A 26,282-nucleotide genomic window follows, 5' to 3' on the forward strand; every position below is an offset into this window, starting at 1 on the left:
GTTCATGAACGCTCGCTAAACGTCAACGACAACATATCCTGCTCTCAGGCTGCCGGTATGGCAGTGAGGAGGGTTGACGACCATCTCCAGTGCCATCACGCACTGGATTGGTTGCCTTGCTCGCTTGTCAGGCGCGTGTTGCGCGGTGTGGAGTGCGGCAGCCATGCTGCCATAGTAGCCGTGCTCACGATCCGGCGTGTGTCATGATGTTGACCCTGCTGGTCATGGGGATGCTGAGAGTACTCGTCACGATTACGGTATCTGTCAGTAGTTAATAGGATAACTTCTGGATAGTCCTCTCCCACGCACCGCAATCCTCGTATCGCCGATGTGGAGTACGAAAGCATGGCTTCCGTACTCTAACAATACTCCAAAGGTTCAGTAGAACGACAGTATGTCAGCAAACCGGTTTCTAATACACCTGCCTTTCAGGATTGTACCGGTAACAAAATTCAGGTTCCCAGCAAAAATTCGCTGGTCAACAATTCGAGTGGGATGTTTTGCTCTTGAGGCAGATAAATGCAGCTTTGAATATCCATCTGCACCATATACCTGCATATCAGTGGCCCCATCTCTTTCCAGTCTAACCCACCCAACCCGCATCCCAAGGCAGGGATAGCTATAGATTGAATTCCCTCATCCCTGTAATGAGATACCAGCCACTGTAAGCCCTTTTCTATCCCTTCCCGGTCAGATCGCTCTTTCCAATGCCGTTTGGTTGGGAAAAGTAAAAACCACTTACTGGCATTCGGATGAGGTAAGCTCAATGGCTCATCTGCCAAATCTTCATCCAACGATCCTTCACGTTTGTAAAGGTATGGCTTACCCATCTGCAACGTGCCATTTTTACATACATCCTGATAGATGACATACACATCGGGAAACTGGTATTTGGCGCGTGAAGCCAGACCTTTCCCCATAACTCCTACTGTATTGACACTGATCGTGAGCGTTTGCATCTTGGAAAAGAACATATCGCCATCAACCCAGGATAGTTTTTCGGTCAATCTGCCCTGGCGGTTGGGTTGGAAAAACAGGTGTGGTTCTGTAACTACTTCTACTGGACAAGGAATCTCGGCAATAATACTACGCACTGTATCTGCAACGCTGGGGTGCGCTACAAAGATCGAGTGGATTGCCTCTGGCACAATCACATGTGGTATAAGGCATTCGGCCATTATTTTGCGCTTCGTACCGTCTTCGGGTTTCCACCAGTCACTGTGTATAATTGGCCAGAATTCACCAGTAATGACTTTCCGACCCGTTGCGACATCCACGATTTCGGTCTGTGAGTGTGCAGCATTACCAAGCGCAATAAATGCACCTTTTGTATCTAAGACTTGTGGTTTGACCCCTAGTATGACTATTTCTCTTGTACTCTTTTCGCTTAACACCTTGTAAAGCATAGGATTGCGCGGTTGGAAATAGAGATTGGCATAATCCCATAAACTTCTCTGATCCGGAGTTAAGCGTTCTTTTCGATTGTGAACGATGTTCTCATTATAAATCGGCGTAAACGAGACGTTCTGGGATTCAACCTGCCGGTGTGAGAGAATGCCGTATTGCAAAATAGATGCAAGGTTGTCAATGTGAGTAATATGATATAGTCTTTTTATATGCTTTCTTGACTCGTCGTCTCCCCAAAAACGATGGGAATACGTATTAGAGTGCGTACTAAACATCTCATCGCACCAGATTTGATATACGTCTGTACTCTTGCATAATGGGTAAATTCGTAGAAGCGCTTAAAGATTTGCATTCTCAAGCGCTTCTATTCAGGCTTCCCCCTGTGCTATTTGTCTTGTCCACCACCTGCCTGTGTTCGGTGATGGACAGAATACTTTAGCTAACATAACTGCTATCACGTCAGGCAGACCTTGATTCAGATCTCCGGTCTCCCCTCTCCCGTGCAGCTTGGAAGGGAGACCGGGGTGAGGTTGTTCAAGGCGTGCTCAAGACAGCCTTTTTCTGTACGCTCTCATGGTCTTTAACGCTTGCATCTACCTGCGCGAGAGGGCCAGATGTGCTTCGTGCAAGAGTCGTTCGGTGGTGTCCCAACCCACACAGCCATCGGTGAGCGAGACGCCGTAGCGGAGCATACTCCGGTCGGCAACCAGCGGTTGCTTGCCCTCAAAGAGATTGCTCTCCAGCATCATGCCGATGATCGGCAATGGTTCCTCTACCATATACCCAAGCACCGTTTGCCAGACGGCCTCCTGCCGGCGAAAATCACTGCCGGAGTTGGCATGACTACAGTCAATCATCACTGCGGGCTGTCGTTCGGCTTCACGCATCAGGCGGGTGGTCTGGACGATATACTCCAGGTGATAGTTCGGCCCATGCCGCCCACCGCGCAAGATGACAAAGCTATCGGGGTTGCCGGTTGTGCGCACGACGGCACTGCGCCCGTCTTCATCGATGCCCAGAAAGCTGTGCGGTACTGCGGCGGAAACGCAGGCATTGACGGCAACCTGAATCCCGCCGTCGGTGCCATTTTTGAACCCGACCGGCATCGAGACACCGCTGGCTAGCGCCCGATGAGTCTGCGCTTCACTCGTGCGGGCACCGATAGTTGCCAGGCTGATCTGATCGTCGAGGTACTGTGGGCTGATCGGATCGAGCATCTCGGTCGCAACCGGTACCCCTAGCTCATTGATCGCCAGCAGCAATTGTCGGGCAATGCGGAGACCGGCAGCCATATCAAAGGAACCATCGAGGTGTGGGTCGTTAATCAGGCCGCGCCAGCCTACTGTCGTTCGTGGTTTTTCGAGGTAGGCCCGCATTACGATAACCAACTGATCGCCCAATGGCTTTTGCAATGCCTGCAAACGGCGGGCATATTCAAGGGCTGCTTCGGGATCGTGGATCGAGCACGGGCCAACGACCATGATGCGGCGCTGGTCTTCACCGCGTAAAATGCGTCGAATAGCAGCACGGGTTTCAGCGACCGTATGCGCTGCCGCCGGTGTGATCGGTAATTCGTTTTTCAACGCTCGCGGTGGTTGGAGAGGGGTTAATTCGCGAACGTGCAGGTTAGCTAAAGGTGTCTGGTTCATACCGTTGCCAGTTCTCAATGTGTTCTCGTTACAGGTAGTATAACGCGAGTCAAGGGTTGGCTTGCCTCATTCGGCTGCTGTCCGGCTGACCGGCAGGTCAGGGCGTTGTACCGGCCATGATCCGCTCGTAAGCAGCACGGAGAGCAGCGACCTCCTCGTTACTCAAGGGCAGCAACGGAAGCCGCAGCGCCGTTTCCGGCAAGTCACTTGTCCAGGTTAATGCCGCTTTGAGCGCTGGTGGTGTGTTGATCGGGTTCACCAGATCGCGTACAGCGCTTAGGCGAGCCTGGGCTGCCGCTACATCACCACCCTGATGGAACGCATCGAACACTGCACGGGCCAGTTTCGGAAACGCACTGGAGAGCGCCGTAATAGCGCCGGCAGCGCCACCGGCCAGAGCACGGGCAATCAGGCGATCACTACCGGTGAAGATGCGTAATTGCGGGTAGCTGTCAATGAGCATCTTAGAGTGTTCCCAATCGCCACTACTGTCTTTCAAACCGTAAAACTGGGTGCCGTGGCTCGCCAGCAAGCCATCGATGATAGTCCTCGTGATCGGCACCCCGGTCACCTGCGGAATATGGTACAGCATCACGCGCGCATCGGCCGGTAACGCATCGCACAGTGCCCGGAAGTAGGCCAGAATGCCGGTTTCGTCCGGTTGCTTGATGTAGAACGGCGGCATGACCAGAATCGCATCAACACCCAGATCAATCGCTGCCCGGCTCAGCGCAATCGTATCGGTAAGCGCAGCACAGCCGGTACCGGCAATCACGCTCAACTCCCCCCGGTGCGCCATTATGATCTCAAGGGTGCGGATTCGCTCGGCCACACTCATCGACGGCCCCTCACCGGTGGTGCCCAGCGCCAGCACACCGTGGAGTCCGCCATCAGCCAGAAAGCGCAGGTATCCCGGCAACCACTCGTAATCCACCGGGCCAACATCACTGGTGAAGGGGGTAAGCATTGCGCTGATAATCCCACGAGGCTCTGCCATATGAATGTCTCCTTCCTGTTCTCATGTCCTCCGTTGACTCTACCATAAGTTGCCGTTTCCGCGACATGGTGTAGAATCAAGCAGCAGCAAGCGTGATCAGGTTTGACCATAGAAAAGGCGGTTTATGAAAGGTCTTGTGCTCAGTGGCGGTAAAGGAACTCGACTGCGACCGATTACCTACACCAGTGCAAAACAGCTTGTGCCGGTTGCCAACAAGCCGGTCTTGTTTCGGGTAATCGAAGCGATCCGCGACGCCGGAATTACCGACATCGGGATTGTTATTGGCGATACCGGTGATGAGATTCGCTCAGCGGTGGGCAATGGTCGGCGCTGGGGCGTGAAAATTTCGTACATCCCGCAAGAAGCACCCCTGGGACTGGCCCATGCCGTGAAAATCAGTCGTGACTTTCTCGGTGATGACCGGTTTGTGATGTTTTTGGGCGATAACTGCATTCAGGGTGGGATCAGTCCGTTAATCGAGCAATTTGGGCGGAGCGATTACAATGCCCAGATTGTGTTGAAAAAGGTCAGCGATCCGCGCTCGTTTGGTGTCGCCGAACTCGATGATGAGGGTCGGGTCGTGCGTCTGGTTGAGAAGCCGCGTGAGCCGAAGTCGGATCTGGCGCTGGTCGGTATCTACATGTTCGATCACCATATTTTTGAAGCGGTTGAGGCAATCAGACCATCAGCACGCGGTGAACTTGAGATTACCGACGCTATCCAGTGGCTGGTAAGCAACGGCTACAACGTGTATCCCTACGTTCACGAGGGCTGGTGGATCGACACCGGGAAGAAGGATGATATGCTGGAAGCCAATCGCCTGGTGCTCGAAGAGCTGGAACCTTCAGTGCAAGGGTATGTTGACCGCGACTCGCAGTTGATCGGCAAGGTGATCATCGAGCCAGGTGCAGAAATCATCAATAGCACGATCCGTGGCCCGGCAATTATTGGTGAGCATACCCGGATCGTGAACGCCTATGTCGGCCCGTTCACCTCAATCTATCACCACTGCCACATTGAGGAATGTGAGATCGAGCATAGCATTGTGCTTGAATACTGCACGATCCGTGGTCTGCCACACCGCCTGGAAGATAGCCTGATCGGGCGGAATGTCGAGATCGGGCGTAGTCCATTGCGGCCAAAGGCGTATCGGTTTATGCTCGGGGATAACAGTTCGGTCGGCGTATTGTGAGATCGGTTCTACGCCGTCTCATCGGCGGCGATCTCCAGCCAGATCGCGTAGACGGTATTTTTCGCCACATTCAGATCTTGCGCAGTCTGCCGAACTGCGGCGCTGGCACTCAATCCCTGAGCACGCAGGCGCCGCAGGTGGGCGGCAATGGTTGCCGGTTCAGCCGCTGGAGCTGCTGCACGTAGCCGGTGTCGTTCGCGTTTGCGGCTCTCCGTCTGCGCGGCACCGGCGATCACGATAGTGAACTCTCCACGTGGTGGCTGATGCGTAAAGTGTTCGATCAGCTCACCCGCCGTCCCGCGCATAATCATCTCGAATCGCTTGGTGAGATCGTTGGCAATGGCGATCTGACGGGCACCAAGAACATCGCCAATATCGGCGAGTGCCTCTAATAGCCGGTGTGGGGTCTCGAAGCAGATGATCGTCAGCGTCAGATCGGCAATGTCGCTCAGTAACTCACGGCGCTCGCGTTGCTGGCGGGGGAGAAAGCCGATAAAGGCGAACCGGTCAGTTGCCATGCCCGACGCAATCAATGCGGCCAATGGTGCGCTGGGGCCGGGCACCGGTACGATGGTGTGGCCGGCGGCCAGACAGGCCTGCACCAGCTCCTGACCGGGATCGGCAATGGCCGGCGTACCCGCATCAGAGACGAGCGCAACATCACCGGTTTGCAGCGCAGCCAGCAGATCAGCCTGACGGGCCAGTTTGTTGTGCTCGTGGTACGAGATACAGGGAGTGGTGATCTGGTAGTGATCGAGCAAGATACGGGTATGGCGCGTATCTTCAGCAGCAATCAGACGTACCTCGCGCAGGATGCGTAATGCGCGGAGCGTGATGTCTTCGAGATTGCCGATTGGTGTGGCAACAAGGTAGAGTGTTCCCATACATCAAATCTGCGTGCGCTGGTTGCTGCCTATCTGTTGACGCCAGTAATCAAGCACTTCAGCCACGATCTGCTCGATCCCGATTTCGGGTTGCCAGCCGGTAGCTGCGCGCAGTTTGCGGTTGTCTCCCTGGAGGATCGGCTCATCGACCGGGCGCAGGCGGGCCGGATCGACCTGTACGGTCACCGGTACGCGCCCCATTGCAATCACCATATCCACAATATCACCGATGCGTACCGCCTGCCCCGAACAGAGGTTATACACCTCACCCGGCGTACCGTGTTCCAGCAGTAGCCAGAGTGCCCGGGCAACATCGCGGGTATGGGTGAAATCACGTTTGGGTGACAGATTGCCGACATACATAACCGGTTCCTGCTGCCCGGCCTCGATTAACGCCATCTGGCGACAGAAGGTTTGGATCGAGCAACGATCTCCCTGGCGGGGGCCGACATGGTTAAACGAACGAGTCACCACCACGTGCAACCCGTAACTGGCGTGGTATTGCAGGCCACTCAATTCAGCAGCAACTTTGCTCACCCCGTATGGACTGGCCGGTCGTAAGGGATGGTCCTCGCTGATCGGCACCTCATCAGGGCGAACCGGCCCATATTCGGCACTGGTACCGGCAATATGAATACGCGCCTTCGGCACGTGCCGGCGCGCTGCTTCAAGCAGGTTGATGGTGCCTTCCACATTAGCCCGCATCGTCAGAATCGGCGCGTCCCAGGAAGCACTGGGGTAGCTCTGCGCTGCGAGGTGAAAGATGCGATCTGGGCGTGCGGTGGCAATGGCCCGATCTATCGCAAACGCATCTTCAATATCGCCCTCATGAATGGTGATCCGTCCGATCAAATGTTCAATTGGACGCGGATCACTACGCCAGCGCTTGAAGGCGTGAATGTCCACGCCAGGTATTGTCAACAGATAATCGGCCAGAAAACTGCCGACCGGCCCGGTAATACCGGTAATAAAGACCCGCATAACACCTCCTCGTTACAGCCGTCGCCTATCATACCACGTTTGGTCGGCAGGCAGGCGCAGGAGACGATCTGAACAGGTTGTGCGGGTTGTGGGGGCGAAGGCGACTTCCCGATTCACAGTACCCACATCGTGATGCTACATTGCTGGTGTCATAGAAGTCACGATGCGCTATCTACCATCGCCCCGACGATCCATCTCAGCGCTGCTATCCCTTGGGAGCACGAGCCTCCGGCTTGGCGGGCTTTCCATTACCCATAACGCTATCGGTACCATCCGCGTGTATCATCAGGGAGGATCACAGCCTGCGCTTCTCCGGGCATTACCGCTCGGCACCAGCCCTGTCGTGACTCCAAACCTATCCGGTTCATACGTCCATCGCGGCAGGGATCACCAACGGCAGCCGGATGAATACCGTGGTGGCGGACGGGGATGGCTTGCTGGGTGGGACAGGACTGGGTGTGTCCCAGACGGGCGCTCATCCCTGCCCTTGGCGTTGCTGCCCTCTGAGTGGACATCATCAGGTGCTAGCCGATGACCATTGTCATCCTGTGGAAAGCGGCAACATCTCGCACCGGCAGTGGTAGGGGCGCACGGCCGTGCGCCCCTACCGGGAACGGCCAGAACATCCCTGTTGGCTCGTGACACGACCGATGCATCACTAGCTACCTGCGACATGTGGGTAATGCATAGCTGGCGGGGCGGGTTGGGGTGGAGACAAATAAGAGTAGTACCCTGGGTTCCTTATCCTCTGTGCTGTATTTGTCCCCACAGAGACACGGAGGTCGCAGAGGGTAGTAGAGGAATAAATTAATGCAACAACTTGGGTTAAAAAAGCGCATTCCTCATTCCATCCCGTGACCTACCGCACACCGCCACCTTGCCAATCTCTGCTATACTAAAGAAGAGTTGTTTGAGCAACCATTCTCGTGAATAATGTCACGATTGCAGATAACAGCAGGTTGAAATGAAAGGTAAAGCGGAATGAAGGCGCGTGAGATCATGACCAAAAATGTGGTGTGCGTCACTGATGATGCTGCCGTAGAGGATGCCGCCCGCTTGATGACACGCAATCGGATCAGTGGTCTACCGGTTGTTAACCCCCAGGGTATGCTGGTAGGCCTCGTCACCGAGCACGACCTGATCGCCAAAGAGGGGCGTACTGTTAAAGAAATTATGACCCGAAGTGTAATCAGTGTCAGCCCCGACACCGAAGTTGAGCAGATTCAGCATCTGCTTACCAACCAGCGTATTCGGCGGGTACCGGTCGTTGAAAACGGCAAAGTTGTAGGCATTGTCAGCCGTTCCGATCTCGTGCGCCAGATTGCAATGCGTTGGGTCTGCGGCGTATGTGGCGAGATTGTCCGTGCGCTTGAAGCACCCAAACACTGCCCGCGTTGTGGAGCCGATACGCATGCCTTTACCCACGAGGTGGTTCCGCCAGGGATGTAATGTCGTTGAGCGTGTACTGGTTTCTGGTGAACCCGATTGTGAGAAGATGCCCGGCATCAATTATCACTCTTCATCGTTGTGTACGCGCGGTGAGTGATACATAATAGCAACAGGTATGCCATTTCATATCGTCGATCTCGCTGCCAGACGGTGTAAAGATGTCCGGGCTTGAGACTATCTGTTGGCATACACCTCACAAAAGATGTATCACGCCAACTGACCTGTGTTATTACGCTGTAAGCACTTCTACAACCAAAACGATGCATGTGCATCACAGCTACACAGGGGCTATCTGCTTACCTAAGCTGATGGCAATGCAAATTCGTGCATAGTACGTTTTGCAAGTGTCCCATCAGTCATGTACCAATCTGGCATTGCAACCTGACTGTCCAGCATTAACTACCATTGGGCGCAATCCCAGACCTGCGGGTCGGGTGAAATATAGAGCGCAATTCACGCTCGTGGGAGCGTGGTACAGGGATCAGACGGCGGACCAAAACGGCTAAAACAACCCAAACCCTCAGCAAGCCGGAGCGGAACGCCCAGCATACGAGAGGAGTTCTCACTATGGCCGAAGTAGCCGAGACGGCTCAGCCCCTACTTGAACGCGCCACCGCCGACGAACTTAAGCATTATTACTATCAAATGCTATTGTTGCGTCGGTTTGAAGAGCGCGCCGGCGAGATGTATGTAAAAGCTAAAATTGGCGGATACTGCCACCTCAATCTCGGTGAAGAGGCAACCATCGTTGGTCTGATGGCTGCCCTGACTCCAGACGACTACATCTTCACTAATTATCGCGAGCACGGTTACATTATTGCGCGCGGTGTTCCCCCTGGCCCGGTGATGGCCGAATTGTTCGGTAAGGAAACGGGTGTCTCTGGTGGTCGTGGCGGTTCGATGCATCTGTTCGACCGCAAGACCAATTTTATGGGTGGCTATGCCATCGTTGGTGGTCAGGTACCGCTGGCAGTCGGTGCAGCCTATGCACTGCGTTACCAGAACAAGCCCGGTGTGGTTGTTGCCCAGATGGGTGACGGTACGACGAACATCGGGGCATTTTACGAGTCGCTGAACCTGGCGAAACTCTGGAAGTGTCCGGTGCTCTTCTTCATCGTTAATAACGGCTACGGTATGGGCACCTCGGTCGAGGCCGGTTCATCAGAGCCGGATTTGTGGAAGAAAGGTGCTTCCTTCCGCATCCACGGCGAGCGCGTTGATGGTACCGATGTCCTGGCTGTGCGCGATGTCGTTCGCCGCTTGCGGGCACGCGCCGAAGCCGAAGGCGAGCCGGCGATTATCGATGCCGTGAGCTTCCGCTTCCGTGGCCATTCGGTGATCGACTCGGATCGCTACCGTGACCCGGAGGCTGTGCGGCGGGGACGCGAGTTGTACGACCCGATTCGGAAGTTTGCTACCCTCCTGCTTGACCATGGGGTCGTTGACGATGCCTGGTTGAAGGGCATCGCCGAACAAGTTGAGCGTGAAGTGCAAGAGGCCATCGATTTCGCGAACAATAGCCCTGATCCGAAATTCGAGGACCTCTACAAATATATGTACGCCACACCGGTACCCAACACACCAACCGCCGAAGATGCCATTCGGGCAGTGAAGATCAATCGCGGCGAGTTTGATGTGTAACGATGTGAGAGTACGTAACGCATGTATCTGATCAATAAGTTCCGCGATAGCCGGCCATACATCCGGCAATTGTTGAATGCAAAGAGGTTTCTATGCCTGTGATTACCTATCGCCAGGCTCTGAACGATACGCTTGGTGAGGAATTAGCTCGCGATCCGAACGTCTTTCTGATGGGCGAAGAGATCGGCGTCTTTCAGGGTTCGTATCGGGTTACCGAGGGTTTATTGGCCGAGTTTGGCCCGAAGCGGGTAGTTGATACCCCCATCGCTGAAGAAGGTTTTGTCGGCGTGGCGATTGGCGCCGCGATGCTGGGGCTGCGTCCCGTCGTCGAGATTATGACCATTAACTTTATTCTGGTCGCTATCGACCAGGTCGTTAACCACGCCTCAAAGATTCACTATATGTTTGGTGGTCAGGTGAGTGTGCCGCTCGTGATTCGCACTCCTTCCGGCGGTACCGGTCAGTTGGCTGCGACGCACTCACAGTCCTTCGAGAACTGGTTTGCCTACTGCCCTGGTCTGAAAGTTGTGGCACCGGCAACTCCCTACGATGCTAAAGGCTTGCTGCGTGCCGCCATTCGTGATGATGACCCGGTCATCTTTATCGAGTCGCTGGCCCTCTACGACACGAAGGGCGAAGTCCCCGAAGACGATGACTATGTCGTGCCGATTGGGGTTGCGGAAGTCAAGCGTCAGGGGACTGATGTCACCGTGGTTTCCTATTCGCGTATGACGGCGGTAGCTCTCCAGGTGGCCCAGCGCATGGAACAAGAGGGGATTAGCGTCGAGGTCGTCGATTTGCGCTCGCTCCGGCCACTCGACCGCCCCACAATCATTGAGTCGGTGAAGAAGACCAATCGTGCGGTCGTTATCGCTGAAGACTGGTATTCATACGGGGTGACGGCTGAAATCGCGGCGACGATCCAGGAAGAGGCGTTCGATTATCTCGATGCGCCAGTCTATCGGGTGGCCGGTCTCGAAGTGCCGCTGCCATACGCCAAGGAATTATCGGCTGCTTCAAAGCCGAATGCTAACAGCCTGATTTACGCTATTCGACAGGTAATGCGCGGCACCAGGCGCATGCGATAACTGTTCTGTAATGAATTACAGGAGGCTCCATGGGTGAAGTAACCATGCCTCGTCTCTCCGACACAATGTCGGAAGGTACTGTGGGCCGCTGGTTGAAGAAGGTCGGCGATCAGATCGCGGTGGGCGATATTATCGCCGAAATCGAGACCGATAAGGCCACAATGGAACTGGAAGCGTTTGAAGCCGGGGTTTTGCAGCAGATTTTGATCCCGGAAGGGCAGACGGTACCGATTGGTCAGCCGATTGCCATCATTGGTGATAGTGCGGCCCCGGTTGCGGCTGCGCCTGCACCAACCCCTGCACCGGCAGCCGCACCAGCTCCTGAGCCGGCAGCCGCACCGACCCCTGCCCCAGCCCCCGCACTGGTGACGACCGCAGCGGCTCCCGGCGGTGGTGATGAAAATGGTCGGATCAAGGCCTCTCCGGTCGCTCGTCGGTTGGCTGAAGAGTTGGGCATCGATCTCCGCCAGGTTGTTGGTACCGGCCCCGGCGGGCGGATTATCAAGGAAAACGTGGAAGAGTTTGCTGCCCGGCGTGGTACCGCCGCTCCAGCCGCTGCTCCGGCACCGGCTCCCGCTCCAGCCGCTGTCCCGGCACCGGCTCCCGCTCCAGCCGCTGCCTCGGCACCGGCTCCCACACCGGCACCGGCACCTGCCCCAACCCGTGCGCCGGCACCGACTCCGGCTCCGGCACTGGCCGGCGCTGAGCCACTGAGCCGGATGCGCAAAGCGATTGCCCGGGCCATGACCGACAGTAAACCGGGTGTGCCGCATATCTACCTCACTATCGAGGTGGATGCTGATGCGCTGATGGCGCTGCGCGAACAGATCACTGCCGGTGGTACCCGCGTCTCTGTCAACGATCTTGTGGTGAAGGCGGCGGCAAAGGCGCTGGCAAAGGTGCCGGCGGTGAATGTCAGCTTCAGCCAGACCGCTGACGGCCAGCCGGGTATCGTGCGCCACAACCAGATCAATATCGGCGTTGCAGTTGCACTCGACGATGGTCTGGTAGCGCCGGTTGTGCGCGATGCCGATAAGAAGAGCATTAGCGTGATTAGCGCCGAAATCCGCGATATGGCGCTGCGTGCTCGCGAAGGGAAGATCAAGCAAAACGAACTCGAAGGGGCAACATTCCAGGTTACCAACCTCGGTATGTTCGGCATCGTTGAGTTCGGGTCGATCATCTCGGTGCCCCAGGCTGCCTCGCTGGCCGTTGGTGCCGTGCGGAAGGTACCGGTCGTGCGTGACGACCAGATCGTGATCGGACAGGTGATGAATCTCACCTTAAGCGCCGATCACCGGGTGATCGATGGTGCCGTGGGTGCGCAGTACCTGCAAGAGCTGCGCAAGCTGCTGGAAGCACCGATGAATATCATCGTGTAACGGTCCGTGACTGCCGGAACAAGCTCTGTGCCTCTGTGGTGTCGTATGTGTTAACCACAGAGACACAGAGCGGGCTATTCTCTGTGCGCTCGGTGCCTCTGTGGTGCCACTGTTTTAACCACAGAGACACAAAGGACACAGAGGTGGCTATTCTCTGTGCCTCTGTGGTGCAATAACCCACCAGCGTGCTGATACAAAGAGGGATCGTATGAGCCTGGAATTACCATCAGGGCCACTCGTCGAAACCGACTGGCTGGCTGCCCATCTTGGGCATCCCAAACTCCGCATCGTTGACATGCGCGGTACCGTTTTGCCACCCTCTGCCCCTAAACCGCACTACTTTGCCCGCCACGACGACTACGCCGCCGGGCATATTCCCGGCGCTGTCTACATTGATTGGACACGTGATATTGTTGATCTTGACGATCCAACCCCTGTGCAGGTAGCACCACCCGCCAAAATCGCTGAAGAATTGGGAAAGCGCGGTATCGGTGACGATTGTGTAGTGGTTGCCTACGACGACTGGTATTCGATGTTTGCCGGGCGTCTGATGTGGGTACTACGGTATTACGGGTTTGAGCAGGTGCGCGTGCTGAATGGTGGCATGGTCAAATGGGTTGCCGAGGGCCGACCGTTGACGACGGAAGTGCCAGACTATCCGCCGGCGATCTTTACCCCTCGCCCCCAGCCACACCTGCGTAAGACCGCCGACCAGGTGCTGCAAGCCCTGGGTAGCGATCTGCTCTTGATTGATGCCCGTCATGAACGGGAGTATCAAGGCTTCGAGTCGCGTGCCGCTCGCGGCGGCCACATCCCCGGTGCACGCAATGTCTTTTATCAGAGCCTGGTCAGCGGGCCGCATCAAACCTATCTCTCACCCGATCAACTCCGCGAACGTTTTCTTGCCGCCGGAATTGATCCTGACGCCACGACTGATCGTGAGGTCGTCGCCTACTGCAACGGCGGTGTTTCGGCGACACCCACAGCCATCGCCTTTGAACTGGTGAGTGGTCGCCGGGTCGCGATCTACGATGGTTCGTGGAATGAGTGGGGTAACGATCCAACCAAACCGCTTGAACGAGCGGAAGCGTCGTCGGGCGAGTAGTACCACATCAGTCGCAGCACGCTATCCAACTATCACCCTGGTACCGCATTTGAACGATGAACTGCTTCCCTCGTATGACAATGTGAAACAGCATATGCCCGTCCAGGTTGGTGCGGATTCGGTTGGGGGGCTGGCGAGGCGGGTTTAGAACCCGCCCCTACGATCCGTCCTTCATTTCTCAGCACAAGACGTGATCCACGTCGATATCTGGCGGGGCGGGTTTAGAACCTGCCCCTACGACCCGTCCTCCGTGTTCCACGGCAATATCTAGCGGGGCGGGTTTAGAACCCGTCCCTACGATCTGTCCTCCTTTTTCTAAGAACCAGACGTGATCCAGGCAATATCTAGCGGGGCGGGTTTAGAACCTGCCCCTACGACCCGTCCTCCGTGTTCCACGGCAATATCTAGCGGGGCGGGTTTAGAACCCGTCCCTACGATCCGTCCTTCTTTTCTCAGCACAAGACGTGATCCAGGCAATATCTGGCGGGGCGGGTTTAGAACCCGCTCCTACGATCCGTCCTTCATTTCTCAGCACAAGACGTGATCCACGGCAATATCTAGCGGGGCGGGTTTAGAACCCGCCCCTACGACCCGTCCTCTGTGTTCCACGGCAATATCTAGCGGGGCGGGTTTAGAACCCGCCCCTACTATACCCTGGCACTGCATCTGATGCGGATGCGCGGATTCAACACTCTCACCCTATGGCGACCACCATGCAGGCTGGCGACGGTGCGGCGGCAGCGGTTCAGTATGGGAATGGATAGCCAAACCGGCATCACCCCATCACCAAACTTACACCCGCTCCAGCACGCTCAAAATCAGATTGGGAAAGATACCCAACACCAGTACGCCGATCACCGCAATCGTCAGTGCGGCCCCAATCCCGCGTGGCATAGACACCGGAGCCTCATCACGTGCCGGCTCGATAAACATTGCTTTCAGCAGCCGGAGGTAGTAGTAGAGGCTTACAATTGTCATCACGACCGCAATCACGACCAGCCAGGTCGCACCGCTCTGCCAGCCGGCCATGAAGATGTAAAACTTGGCGAAAAAGCCGCCTAACGGCGGAATCCCGGCCAGCGAGAGAATACAGACGGTGAAGAGGAGAGCCAGCGGCAAGTTGCGGCGCGAGAGGCCGCGCAGATGATCGAGATCATCGCCACCGGTCTGCTGCCCAATCAATGCCAGCGCACCGAACGCTCCCAGGTTGGTCAGGCTGTAGATGATCAGGTAGTACAGCAGTGCAATCAGTCCCTGTTCACGGTCAAACGGTTGCGCAGCGGCCCAGGCCAGCAAGCCTAATAGCACAAACCCGGCGTGCGCGATGCTCGAATAGGCCAGCAGGCGCTTGACATTCGTCTGCGGGAGGGCGGCCAGGTTTCCGATCACAACCGTTAGCAGGGCCAGCACCGCCAGCACGGCTGTCCATCCCCCGGCTTCTTCGTTTAGGGTTGGTGCGCCTGCCATCGCCGGGAATGTCTCTGTGAGTAACCGGAAGAGCAGGATGAAACCGGCGGCCTTCGAGGCGGTTGAAATGAAAGCGGTGATGGGTGTCGGTGATCCTTCATATACATCAGGCGACCAGCCGTGGAACGGAACTACGGCCAGCTTGTAGCCCATGCCGGCCACGATGAAGAGCATCGCCAGGGTGAGCAGACCGCCGCTCGATCCGGTGAATGCACCGATCCGATCAAAGCGGGTGAGGTCGTTGAAGTTGGTCGCTCCGCCTACCGCATTGAGCGCAGCGCCGAAGGCCAGACTCATGCCGTACAGCAGGATTGCCGACGAGATTGCACCGAAGAGAAAGTATTTCAGCCCCGCTTCTGCCGAACGTGGATCGTTGCGGAAGTAACCGGCCAACAGGTAGAGCGGGATTGAGGTGAGTTCAATCGCCAGATACGCCAGTAACAGCTCATTGGCACCGACCATCAGACACATACCAAGGGTGGCAAAGATGATCAGCGCGTAAAACTCTCCCGGATGGGCGTTTGGCCGAATGTCGAGGCAGAGCAAACTGGTGACCAGGGCGGCACCGATGATCAGCAAACGGGCAATCATTGTGAGATGATCGGTGGCGAAGACGCCGATGATCGGATCACCACCCGGCCCACCACTTTGCAGGTTGCGAATGATGTTGGTAAAGAAGTTGACCGGAGCTGTTTCAGGCAACTGATACAGGTAACCGCTTTGCAGCAGCGCCACTACCAGTACCATCCCCAACCCAATCGCAGTCAGCGAGGCCGATGATTTTACACGCTCAAGTTGTGCCTCCGGCGTGCGGCCCCATCGCTCCAGAATATCCGATCCCAGTACCAGCAGCGCCAGCACCAGTAGCAAAATTTCAGGTAACAGGCGCGGGATGTCGGTCAGTTGAAACATACGACCCTCTTTGTCTCTCCCAATCAGCGCATCGCCACCATAACTTCACCGAGACGCGCTACTAAAGGTCGCACGCCGGTATCAATCAACTCTGTCATCCACGCCGGATACAGGCCCAACCCTACCAGCACCAGTGCCAGGATCAGTGCCCCGCTGTACTCTTGCCAGGTGAGTTTGGGGAGATGCAAGAATTCGGGGTTCTTGACTTCGTCGTAGAACACGGCCCAGACTGCCCGCAGAATATAGGCACCGGTGATCGGGATGCTCAACGCCGCAATCACTGCGACCAGCGGGTAGCGTTCCCAGACACCGATGAAGATGTTGAACTCGGCCCAGAAGCCGGCCAGTCCCGGCATGCCCATTGACGAGAGACCACCCAGAATAAACATCGCAGCCGCAAAGGGCATCACCCGGCCCAGGCCACCTAATTCAGGCAACTGCCGGGTATGGGTTCGGTCGTAGATCATGCGCCCGACCACGGCAAAGAAGAGCGCCGTCATAATGCCATGCGCAAACATTTGTAAGACTGCGCCCATCACTGCTATTTGCGTTCCGGCAGCCAACCCCATTACCACCAGACCCATGTGGCTTACCGATGAATAGCCGATGATGAACTTCGCGTCGCGCTGAACCATCGCAATACTGGCACCGTACACCACGTTGAGGATGGTCAGGATCACGACGATTGGCAGCCAATCGCGCGCACCAATCGGCATCAACCACATAGCTGCCCGCAGACATCCGTAGGCTCCCAGTTTCATCAGTACGCCGGCGTGCAACATGCTGACTGCCGTCGGTGCTGCCACGTGTCCAGTTGGACTCCAGGTGTGAAAGGGGAACATGCCGGCCAGTACTCCGAAGCCAACGAAGAGCGCGGGGAAGAGCAGGCGTTGCAGATCGCCGGCAATGAAGCCTTGTTCGGCCAGCACCAGCATATTGAAGGTGCGCAGGCCACTGCCGAAATAGAGACCGATCATGCCGATAATCACCAGCGCACTGCCCGCCATCAGGAACAGGGTCAGCTTCATTGCTCCGTACTCTTTGCGCGTGCTCCCCCAGATGCCGATCAGCAGGTACATCGGCAGCACTGCCAGCTCGTAGAACACGAAGAAGAGGAAGAGGTCGAGCGCACTAAACACCCCATAGACGCCGGTTGTCAGCAGTAACAACCAGACCCAATATTCTTTGATGCGCTCTTCAATATTCCAGCTCATCAGGGCACCGGTAAAGATCACGATACCGTTGAGGAGCAGCATCGGCAGATTGATGCCGTCCGCCCCTAACAGGTAACTGATCCCAAGCTGCGGTATCCAGTCGAGATACTCGACAAACTGAAAACCGCCGCGCACCGGATCGTAAGCCAGGAAGACCAGGAGCGACAGGATAAGCGAGATGAGCGCAAACCCTGTCCCGACCCAACGCATCAGATCGGGGTAACGATCAGGAATAAACGCAATAATGATGGCCGGCACCAGCATACTGAGCCAGATCAGGCTCAACCAGGGTATGTCGGCGGAAAGCGTTATCAACCCCATGGGTCACCTTTGTGCAATTCATCCGCAGATGACAATCTTCGCGTCTAACTCAGGGCACGAACAAAAATAGCGACCAGTTGTCCGGCAGCGGCATTGCCCAGGCCAATCAGCGGGCCGGGATAGACACCAATCAGCAACGACAGCACCAGAATCGGCACGATGGCCCAGAATTCTTGTGGGCGTAGATCGGGAATAGAACGCGGTGTGCCGGTTGCCGGCCCCAGAAAAATGCGCTGGAACATGAGCAACAGCGCCAGCGCAGTTACCACCAGTCCGATCACGGCCAGCGCCGTAAAGAAGGGTAAGGTTGCCCACGCCCCACGGAAGATGAAGAATTCACCCACAAAGCCGGCCAGTCCAGGCAAACCCAGATTCGCGAAGAGTGCAATGCCCATCACGCCGGCAAACGTTGGCGCACTGGCGCGCAGTCCACCTAAACCACTGAGTTCCCAACGCCCGGTGCGCTCATACAACACCCCGGCCAGGTAGAAGAGCGCCCCTGTGCTGAGGCCATGAGCAACCATTTGCACCAGGGCACCGTTAATTGCACTGGCCCGCGCATCGATCCCGGCTTCGCCTGCCGCCGCCGCACCGGCAATTGCCAGCATTACATAGCCCATGTGGTTGATCGAGGTATACCCAATCAGGCGCTTGATGTCACCATTGACCTGACCAAGGGCGCCAAATGCACCGGCAACGACGCCGACGACGGCCAGCGCAGCCAGCACCGGGGCAAAGTATTGGGCGGCGTCGGGCGTAAAGGGCAGCAGGAGGCGGAGCATGCCATACGCCCCCATCTTGCTCATCACTGCCGAGAGCAGGATACTCGCCGCAGTTGGCCCTTCGGCGTAGGCGTCGGGGAGCCAGGTATGGAATGGCCAGACCGCCAGTTTGATCGCGAACGCTATGAAAATCGCCCACATTGCAATACTGCTGTAGAGCAGGGGATAGCGACCGAGGGCATTGGTTACACCGATCTGCTCAAGATAGGCAAAGAGAATATCGCGCAAGGTGCCTTCGACACCGGCTACCGGCAATCCCTGCCCCAGCCGTCCCAGGGCAATCAGATCGAACGTAGGCATGCCGACCTGGCGCATCGCCAGATAGATCACCTGGAAGAGCAGGAGCATGCCCAACGAGCCGGCCATCGTGTAAACAAAAAACTTGAAAGCGGCATAGCGGCGTTGTTCGCGCCCCCAGCCCTGGATCAGGAAGAAGGCCGGCACGAGGCTGAATTCCCAGAAGATGAAGAAGAAGAAGAAATCGAGCGCGACAAAATAACCGAGCATCGCCGCTTCGAGTAAGAGCAGCAACGCTAGGTGCGCATGCAACCGTTCACGTACACCCCAACTGGCAATCACGGCCAACGGCGTCATAACTGCCGTCAGGATCACGAGCGGCAGGCTCAGCCCATCCACGCCGAGAAAGTAATCAACCCGGATCGCCTGAATCCAGGGGACACGCTCAACCAATTGCACTGCACCCTGCCCGCTCGCCACGGCCAGCGGATCGAAACGTGCCCAGACCATGCCGGCCAGCAACAACGGCACACCCGTCCAGGCCAGCACCCCAGCTTTCACCGTCTGCTCATTGAACTTGAGCAGCCACGCCAACCCGATGAGCGCAATACCGGCCAATGGCGCCAGCACCAACAGGGTGAGCCACGGAATACCATCAGCAGCAGGAATAAGATACTCTGGCAGATTCATACGCTACCGCCCAACTACATACAGCCAGAACATCGCCAGTGCGAGCAAGCCACCAAAGACGTAGATCAGATAATCCTGTGCCTTGCCGGTTTGTAAACGGCGCGCCTGTCGGCCACTGCCCTGGGTGCCACTTGCCAAACCGTCTGGCCCATCGTTCAACAGCGTGTCATCGATGATGAAGTTTACTTTGCCCAAACCGAAGGTAAAGCGACCCATACCGTCAATCAGGCGATCAATGAGCTGGCGGTCGATCAACGACCAGGCCACGGCCAGGCTACGGGTCAGTCTGCCGAAGGTTGCAGCATACAATTCGTCGATGCGGTATTTGGCATGGAGAACTGCAAATAACGCTGGGAAGCGGGCTGCCAGCGGATCGGTGTCATCGGCAGAGGTGAAGGCGTGCCGATAGCTCAACCAGCCGGCGGCGATCCCGGCTATGGCAATCAGCAGTGAGAGACCGGCCACCAGCGGATCGAGCTTCGCTGCCTCTTGCCCCCACACATCGGCCAGCCAGTGACCGAAGGGGAGATCGAAGGGCAGATTGAGTGCGCCGGCGGTCAGGGCAAAACTTGCCAGTATCACCAGCGGCGCGATCATCCGTGGGTCTTCATGCCAGTGCTCACCGTGGTCGTGGGCATGCTGATGGTCGTCGTGGTGATGATCGTGGTCAGAGGCCGATGCCGGTGCATCGGGATTAACGAACACCACCGGCTGCGCACCACGGTACTCCCCGAAAAAGACCAGCCACCACTGGCGGGTCATATACACCGCAGTCAGAAATGCAGCCGCGCTGAGCGTCAGGTACACTGCCAGATTGTGCTTGAACGCATCGAGCAGAATCTCATCCTTGCTCCAAAAGCCGGCGAACGGCACGATCCCCGCCAGGGCCAGATAACCGGCTGTATACGTCCAGAACGTCCACGGCAGGCGCGTGCGCAGGCCACCCATATTGCGAATGTCCTGGGCAGTCTGCTGAGCAGCATACTCGTCGTGATGGTGAATCTGCCGGATCGCAGGCTGTTGTTCCATGGCGTGAATGATCGAACCTGAACCGAGGAAGAGCAGCGCTTTAAAGAAGGCGTGGGTGATTAGATGGAACATCGCCGCCACCCATCCTCCTACGCCGAGTGCGGCCACCATAAAGCCGAGTTGCGAGAGCGTGCTGTAGGCCAGAATGCGCTTGATGTCGAACTGGGCAATAGCGATGGTGGCGGCAAACAGAGCAGTAAAGGCACCAATAAAGGCCACCACGCCCAGCGCTGTCGGATCGGCAGTAAAGATGGGGAAGGTTCGTGCCACCAGGAACACACCTGCCGCTACCATCGTTGCAGCGTGAATGAGTGCGGATACCGGGGTCGGGCCTTCCATTGCGTCAGGCAACCAGACGTGGAGCGGGAATTGGGCCGATTTCCCTACCGTACCGCCAAACAGGAGCAGTGCAATTCCGGCAGCGTGACTTAAGCCCAGGGCACCGGTTTCGCTTGCCAATCGTTCCAGCAGTGGCGGAAAGAAGATACCGCCTTCATCGTTGCCAAACCCAATCCCACCTGCCTGGGCATAGAGGTAGACAATACCCAGCAGCAGCAGCACATCCCCGATGCGGGTAGTGATAAAAGCCTTCACCGCTGCCCGCGCTGCACTGGGTCGCTCGTAGAGAAAGCCGATCAACAGGTATGAACAGAGACCCATGATCTCCCAGGCCATGAAGAAGAGCAGCAGATTATCGGCCATGCTCATCAGCAACATCGCCGCCGTAAAGAGAGCGATAAAGCTGAAGAAGCGGCTCTGCCGCGGGTGAGACGCCATGTAGCCTATCGAAAAGAGATGAATGCAGGTCGAGGCAATCGTGACCATCGCCAGCATTGCGGCAGCAGCGCCATCGATGTAGATACCCATCTGTAATGCGGTATCACCGGTTGGCGCCCACACGAACCGCTGCACGACATTCGGTTCGGGAAAGGTGAAGGCACCGTGTTCGCCGTGATGGCCGGCAAGTTGCACCAGTTGTCCGTCGTGCAGCGCCCATCCGCCGGCAACTGCGGCCAGAAGACCCAGGGCCAGAACCGTTGACCCCATCATCAGCCCGGTTGCCAGCCACGCACTTGCCAGCGCAGCCCGACGCAGCGGGGTCAGCGTAATGAGCGCGCTGGCCAGTAACGGCAGCAATGGAATCAGCCACGCATATTGCAGAAAAAACGCCATAGTACGATTCCCGTCGTCTCAACTCGTACCACGAGTGTACGAGCCTGCCACCCAACTGCAATTCTGTTCTGAATGTTCTGTGCGTATCAGTACCGGTTTGCTACTTCCTGAGAAGCTGTGCTACCGGTGTCACTTATCCGCGCAGTTGATCCACTTCATCGGCGTTAACCGTCACATAATGGCGATAGACAGCAATCACCATCGCCAGGCCGACCGCTGCCTCGGCAGCCGCGACTGCAATGATGAAGATGGCAAAGGTCTGACCGGTGATATAGCGCGGCTCGAAGTAGCGCCAGAATGCGACCAGATTGATGTTGACAGCGTTTAACATCAATTCAACACCCATCAAAACACCGATCAGATTGCGGCGCGAGAGTGCCCCGAACAGGCCAATACAAAAGAGCGCAGCGGCTAACGTCAGGACTGCCGGTAATGGAACTGCATTTAGCATGATTACCTCTCACTGGTCGGTTGGATTGTCTGCACGACCGTCTCTTCTTCAACCGGCTCTGCCGATGGTGGTGATGCTTGCTCACGCAAACGCTTCAATTCCAGCTCTTCGGCCAGGGTCAGCACCTTACGCCGCCGTGCCCGTTCTTCATAGGCAATGACAATCGCCCCGATCAGGGCCACGGTCAACAGGACACCAACCACCTGGAACTGGAGTAAAAACTCATTCACAAAACCGCGCCCCAGCTCAGCCGGGCCGGCAATCGGTTCCGGGGTACCGATTGGTGGTGCCGGCGGCACATTCCACTGCTGGTTGATCAGGGTGGGTGCCATCACGGTGGCAAAGAGCAGGACTGCAATCGCCAGCACAACCGGCCAGCGTGTTGTAAGCTGGCGAATCCCTTCACCGGTAATCTGGCGGGTGAGCATAATCGCAAACAGGATCAGCACCGATACGGCGCCGACGTAGATCAAGACCTGTACCACGGCCAGAAATTCGGCTTCGAGCAGCATGTAGAGCGCGCCAACGCCAAAAAAACAGGCAATTAACCACAGCGCGGCGTGGATCACATTCCGCACCGAGACGACCATCGCTGCCGAAACCAGAATAAAGAGGGCTATCACCCCGAATACAATTTGGACAACGATTTCCATCACGCTTTCCTACTCCAGCACTTCGCTGTTTTCATTGCCGGATTCGCTGTTTTCACAGCGTGGCACTCAATTCCTCTAGCTCTGCCCGTCGTCGTTCGGCCTGCGATGCGGCGTAGACCTGTGTCAGCCAGAGGTAGGCCCCCAGATTAATGGCAAGGGTTATCACAAAGGCCGCCAGCCAGCGCAGCACCGGTGACCAGCCCATTGTCAGCAGCATCCCCTCTGCCGGCCCCCAGCGTGTGAAGGCAACCCACAACGCGGCGCTGAACAGATTGACCAGTGTTAATGGAATGAGAAACTTCCAACCAAAATCCATCAATTGATCGATCCGCAAGCGGGGCAAGGCGCCACGGAGCCAGACCATCACGAAGAAGAAGATGTAGGTCTTGAGCAGGAAGTAGAAGACGCCCAGCATGCCGGCCAGTACATTGAATAAGCCATTACCATTAGGATTGGTTGGTGTAATTGCCTGCGCGTAGAGCCAGTTCACCCCCGGCCCCTGCCAGCCACCCAGAAAGATGATGGCCGTGATAGCACAGAGCAGGAAGTTCAATACGTATTGAGCCAGGTAGAACAGACCGAATTTCATACCGCTGTACTCGGTCATGTAGCCGGCCACGATCTCTGAGTCGGCTTCAGGAATGTCGAACGGAGTGCGCTCACCTTCGGCCAGGGCAGCGATGAAGAAGGCGACAAACGCAACAAAACCGACCGGGGTGAAGATGAACCAGCCCAGACCAAGGTCAGGAATGCCGGGCAGATCACGATTGCTGATCAGCAGGCCAGACTGATAATTGATGATGTCGTTGATCGAGAGTGAGCCGACAATGATCACGATGGCGATCAGCGAGAGGACTGCCGGAATTTCGTAAGAGACCATCTGGGCCACTGCCCGCATCGCTCCCAGCAACGAAAACTTGTTGTTGCTGGCCCAACCGGCCATCATCAATCCAACCGCACTGATTGACGAGACAGCGAAGAAGAAGAGGAGACCGGTCGGCAAATCAACCGGTGTCATACCCGGCCCCCAGGGCACAACCGCAAACATCAAGACTGTCGGCGCAACGACAACACACGGGGCAAGAAAATGAACGATCCGGTCAGCTGCCGCCGGTACGATGTCTTCTTTGGTGAACATCTTGACGCCATCAGCTATCGGCTGCCAGATGCCCTCTGGGCCAACCCGGTTGGGGCCGATCCGATCTTGCATGCGGGCAATTACCCGCCGCTCGTAGTAGGTGAAGAAGAGCATCTGTAACGGGGCAACAATCAGCACAATCGTCACAATAATGATGTAGCCGATCAGGTTGATCAACCAATCGGGCCATCCCCAGCCAAAGGTACCGTTAATGAGTCCCTGCAAGATGTCGTACATGAAGGTTCTCCGTCGGGTTATGCTTCCTCTCCCGAACCGTCACGTGCCTGTTCCTCGGCCTGTTTTCGCTTCGCTGCGTTGGCGGCCCGGATGGCTGCTAACCGCGCCGCTTTCTCGTCGGCAGGGGTAGTCGGAGCCGCCGGCGCATCGCCGGTTGGAGCGGGAGCGGCGCCTTCGGCGGCCTTCTTCGCCGCGTTGGCCGCCCGGATGGCCGCCAGTTTCGCCGCTTTGTCGTCGGCGGGAGCAGGCGCTGTCGGTGATGCACCTTCAGCAGGGGACGTGCCATCACCGGTCTGGGCAGCCTTTGCCGCCCGGATGGCCGCCAGTTTCGCCGCCTTCTCTTCAGGGGACAGTTTGCGAGCCTCGGCGGGAGCTGCCGGTGTAGCAGCTTCAGGTGGTGAAGCAGGTGCCTGCGCAGCCAGTTCCGCTCGCCGGGCAGCAATCCGTTCGGTCAGATGGGGGGCAATCCCGATCACGTCTGGCCGCCGGCGAATATTGCCCTGCAACTTCTTCAATGCACTCTCGCGAACTTCAGCCCACATTGTGGGAGCGATCTTCTCGTAGTAACTGATGGGTCGGTTCAGTTGCGCTTTATGCACGGTCAGACTGCTGTGGTCGTCGGTCGATAACTCGAACTCGTGATCCATCTTGATCGCATCGAACGGACAGACTTCGGCGCAGAAACCACAGCTCATGCAGGCATCGTACTCGATGATAAACTCGGCCACAGCCGGTACTGGCTTACCGGTAGCCGGGTCTTTCGCCTGCGTCATATGAATTACTTGTGGCGGGCAAATGCGTTCGCACTGAAAGCACGAGGTACAGAGTTCGTGACCGGTTTCGTCGTCGTAGAGGAGGATGGGCATGTTGCGGTAGGTTTCGGGGATGCGCGGTCGCTCTTCGGGATACTGGATGGTAAAGGTACCGTGAATCTGCCGATAGCTTCGGTTCAGGCGGAACGACTCCTTCCAGTGCTTCCAGATCACAGCCATCCCCCGCAGCAAACCACTGCCCCGTCGGACACGGGTGTCATCGCGCTGCACCTCAATCACACGCCCACGTGGAATCTCTATCTCGAATGGTGGTGCTGTCATCGATCCACCTCTCCCATCACGATGTCGATGCTGCCGAGAATGACCACAATATCGGCCACCTTGTACCCACGACACATATCGGCCAGGGGCGTCAGGTTGATAAACGACGGTGCTCGCACTTTGTAACGGTACGGTTTTCCACTCCCGTCGCTGACCAGGTAGAAGCCCAATTCGCCTTTTGGCGACTCAATGCGGGCATACGCATCACCGACCGGTGGCCGGACATTCTGGCGGGCCTTGGGGTTGATGTGCCCGCCCTTCGCATCTGGCAACTGCTCAAGCACCTGTTCAATGATCCGTTTACTCTGGCGCATCTCTTCAATGCGTACCAGAAAACGGTCATAAACATCACCTACTTTACCGACGGGAATATCGAAATCGAAGCGGTCGTAAACACTGTACGGTTCGGCTTTGCGTACATCGTAGGGAATGCCCGAACCGCGCAACACCGGGCCGGTCACGCCATACGAGAGCGCGACTTCACGGGGCAGGATACCGATGCCGATTGCCCGTTGTAACAGAATCTCATTATCGCGTAATAACCGCTCTAGCTCATCAATATAGGCCGGCAGTGCGATCAACAACTCGCGCAAATTGGGAATGAATTCAGGGGGCAGATCGCGCACCACACCGCCGAAGCGAAAATAGTTGCACATCAAACGGGCACCGCTTGCCATCTCGAACAGATCGAGAATCTTCTCTCGCTCGCGCATCCCGAATGCCAGCGGCGTCTGCCAGGCCCCCATATCGTTGATCATGAAACCAACCGCACTCGCGTGATTGAGGATACGGGTTAGCTCGACCATCAGCACCCGGATGTACTCTGCCCGTTCAGGCACCTCAATCCCGGCCAATCGCTCGACCGCCATCGCATAGGCGTGATTGTTGGCCATCGAATTAAAATAGTCGAGCCGGTCGGTATAGGGCATATTTTGCAGATACGAATTCGCTTCGGCAATCTGCTCGTGATTGCGGTGCAGATACCCGAACACCGGCTTAAGATCAACCACCGTCTCACCATCAACCGTCACCAGCATGCGGAAGACACCGTGAGTTGATGGATGTTGTGGCCCAATATTGACTTGCAGCTCTTGCGTTTGGAGCATATC

At 56.7% G+C, this 26,282-nt stretch carries 20 protein-coding genes; 6 read left to right on the forward strand and 14 right to left on the reverse strand.

Annotated features, from left to right (window positions below; genetic code table 11):
• Window positions 1–452: 452 nt before the first annotated feature.
• From CAUR_RS10265 to CAUR_RS10275, 3 genes are all read right to left on the reverse strand, one after another.
• Window positions 453–1,682 (reverse strand): DarT ssDNA thymidine ADP-ribosyltransferase family protein, encoded by a 1,230-nt coding sequence (locus CAUR_RS10265; RefSeq protein WP_012257834.1) that lies wholly within the window; start codon window positions 1,680–1,682, stop codon window positions 453–455.
• A 318-nt stretch (window positions 1,683–2,000) separates the two neighbouring features.
• Window positions 2,001–3,056, reverse strand: coding sequence for a 3-deoxy-7-phosphoheptulonate synthase (locus CAUR_RS10270; RefSeq protein ID WP_012257835.1), 1,056 nt, complete (start codon window positions 3,054–3,056; stop codon window positions 2,001–2,003).
• 97 nt (window positions 3,057–3,153) lie between these two features.
• Entirely contained in the window at window positions 3,154–4,053 is a 900-nt protein-coding gene (locus CAUR_RS10275) for a dihydrodipicolinate synthase family protein (RefSeq protein WP_012257836.1), read from the reverse strand.
• Window positions 4,054–4,177: 124 nt separating this feature from the next.
• On the opposite strand from CAUR_RS10275, the gene CAUR_RS10280 reads away from it, so the two are divergent.
• Complete coding sequence (locus tag CAUR_RS10280; RefSeq protein WP_012257837.1) at window positions 4,178–5,245, forward strand: glucose-1-phosphate thymidylyltransferase; 1,068 nt, start codon at window positions 4,178–4,180, stop codon at window positions 5,243–5,245.
• Between the two features lie 8 nt (window positions 5,246–5,253).
• Here the strand turns inward: CAUR_RS10280 and rsmI are convergent, their stop codons facing one another.
• Both rsmI and CAUR_RS10290 read right to left on the reverse strand, forming a co-directional pair.
• Window positions 5,254–6,129, reverse strand: coding sequence for a 16S rRNA (cytidine(1402)-2'-O)-methyltransferase (rsmI, locus tag CAUR_RS10285; RefSeq protein ID WP_012257838.1), 876 nt, complete (start codon window positions 6,127–6,129; stop codon window positions 5,254–5,256).
• Between the two features lie 3 nt (window positions 6,130–6,132).
• On the reverse strand, window positions 6,133–7,110 hold the full coding sequence (locus CAUR_RS10290) for a GDP-mannose 4,6-dehydratase (RefSeq protein ID WP_012257839.1): 978 nt from the start codon (window positions 7,108–7,110) through the stop codon (window positions 6,133–6,135).
• 981 nt (window positions 7,111–8,091) lie between these two features.
• Between CAUR_RS10290 and CAUR_RS10295 the strand changes: the two genes are divergently transcribed.
• From CAUR_RS10295 to CAUR_RS10315, 5 genes are all read left to right on the forward strand, one after another.
• On the forward strand, window positions 8,092–8,559 hold the full coding sequence (locus CAUR_RS10295; protein WP_012257840.1) for a CBS domain-containing protein: 468 nt from the start codon (window positions 8,092–8,094) through the stop codon (window positions 8,557–8,559).
• A 567-nt stretch (window positions 8,560–9,126) separates the two neighbouring features.
• Complete coding sequence (gene pdhA / locus CAUR_RS10300; protein ID WP_012257841.1) at window positions 9,127–10,200, forward strand: pyruvate dehydrogenase (acetyl-transferring) E1 component subunit alpha; 1,074 nt, start codon at window positions 9,127–9,129, stop codon at window positions 10,198–10,200.
• 92 nt (window positions 10,201–10,292) lie between these two features.
• Window positions 10,293–11,288 (forward strand): pyruvate dehydrogenase complex E1 component subunit beta, encoded by a 996-nt coding sequence (locus tag CAUR_RS10305; protein ID WP_012257842.1) that lies wholly within the window; start codon window positions 10,293–10,295, stop codon window positions 11,286–11,288.
• Window positions 11,289–11,317: 29 nt separating this feature from the next.
• Window positions 11,318–12,670 (forward strand): dihydrolipoamide acetyltransferase family protein, encoded by a 1,353-nt coding sequence (locus CAUR_RS10310; protein WP_012257843.1) that lies wholly within the window; start codon window positions 11,318–11,320, stop codon window positions 12,668–12,670.
• A 208-nt stretch (window positions 12,671–12,878) separates the two neighbouring features.
• Window positions 12,879–13,775, forward strand: a complete 897-nt coding sequence (locus CAUR_RS10315) for a sulfurtransferase (protein WP_012257844.1) — start codon at window positions 12,879–12,881, stop codon at window positions 13,773–13,775.
• Window positions 13,776–14,567: 792 nt separating this feature from the next.
• Here CAUR_RS10315 and CAUR_RS10320 read toward each other — a convergent pair.
• The 9 genes from CAUR_RS10320 to CAUR_RS10360 form a co-directional block, all read right to left on the reverse strand.
• Window positions 14,568–16,154, reverse strand: a complete 1,587-nt coding sequence (locus CAUR_RS10320; RefSeq protein ID WP_012257845.1) for an NADH-quinone oxidoreductase subunit N — start codon at window positions 16,152–16,154, stop codon at window positions 14,568–14,570.
• A 23-nt stretch (window positions 16,155–16,177) separates the two neighbouring features.
• The gene (locus CAUR_RS10325) at window positions 16,178–17,689 is read right to left on the reverse strand and encodes a complex I subunit 4 family protein (RefSeq protein ID WP_012257846.1); all 1,512 of its coding nucleotides are present in this window, start codon (window positions 17,687–17,689) and stop codon (window positions 16,178–16,180) included.
• 44 nt (window positions 17,690–17,733) lie between these two features.
• Window positions 17,734–19,398, reverse strand: coding sequence for a complex I subunit 4 family protein (locus tag CAUR_RS10330; RefSeq protein ID WP_012257847.1), 1,665 nt, complete (start codon window positions 19,396–19,398; stop codon window positions 17,734–17,736).
• Between the two features lie 3 nt (window positions 19,399–19,401).
• Window positions 19,402–21,600 carry an NADH-quinone oxidoreductase subunit L gene (nuoL, locus tag CAUR_RS10335; RefSeq protein ID WP_012257848.1) on the reverse strand — a complete coding sequence of 733 codons (2,199 nt, stop codon included), beginning with the start codon at window positions 21,598–21,600 and terminating at the stop codon, window positions 19,402–19,404.
• A gap of 133 nt (window positions 21,601–21,733) precedes the next feature.
• Complete coding sequence (gene nuoK / locus CAUR_RS10340) at window positions 21,734–22,051, reverse strand: NADH-quinone oxidoreductase subunit NuoK (protein WP_012257849.1); 318 nt, start codon at window positions 22,049–22,051, stop codon at window positions 21,734–21,736.
• A gap of 2 nt (window positions 22,052–22,053) precedes the next feature.
• Window positions 22,054–22,704: an NADH-quinone oxidoreductase subunit J family protein gene (locus tag CAUR_RS10345; RefSeq protein WP_012257850.1), complete on the reverse strand. Its 651-nt coding sequence runs from the start codon at window positions 22,702–22,704 to the stop codon at window positions 22,054–22,056.
• A gap of 52 nt (window positions 22,705–22,756) precedes the next feature.
• Window positions 22,757–24,079: an NADH-quinone oxidoreductase subunit NuoH gene (nuoH, locus tag CAUR_RS10350; protein WP_012257851.1), complete on the reverse strand. Its 1,323-nt coding sequence runs from the start codon at window positions 24,077–24,079 to the stop codon at window positions 22,757–22,759.
• A gap of 17 nt (window positions 24,080–24,096) precedes the next feature.
• Complete coding sequence (locus CAUR_RS10355; protein ID WP_012257852.1) at window positions 24,097–25,173, reverse strand: 4Fe-4S dicluster domain-containing protein; 1,077 nt, start codon at window positions 25,171–25,173, stop codon at window positions 24,097–24,099.
• Entirely contained in the window at window positions 25,170–26,279 is a 1,110-nt protein-coding gene (locus CAUR_RS10360; RefSeq protein ID WP_012257853.1) for an NADH-quinone oxidoreductase subunit D, read from the reverse strand. The genes CAUR_RS10355 and CAUR_RS10360 overlap by 4 nt, the downstream gene beginning before the upstream one ends.
• Window positions 26,280–26,282: the final 3 nt, after the last annotated feature.

Origin of the sequence: Chloroflexus aurantiacus J-10-fl (assembly GCF_000018865.1) — a bacterium.
In the GTDB taxonomy this organism is placed as follows: domain Bacteria; phylum Chloroflexota; class Chloroflexia; order Chloroflexales; family Chloroflexaceae; genus Chloroflexus; species Chloroflexus aurantiacus.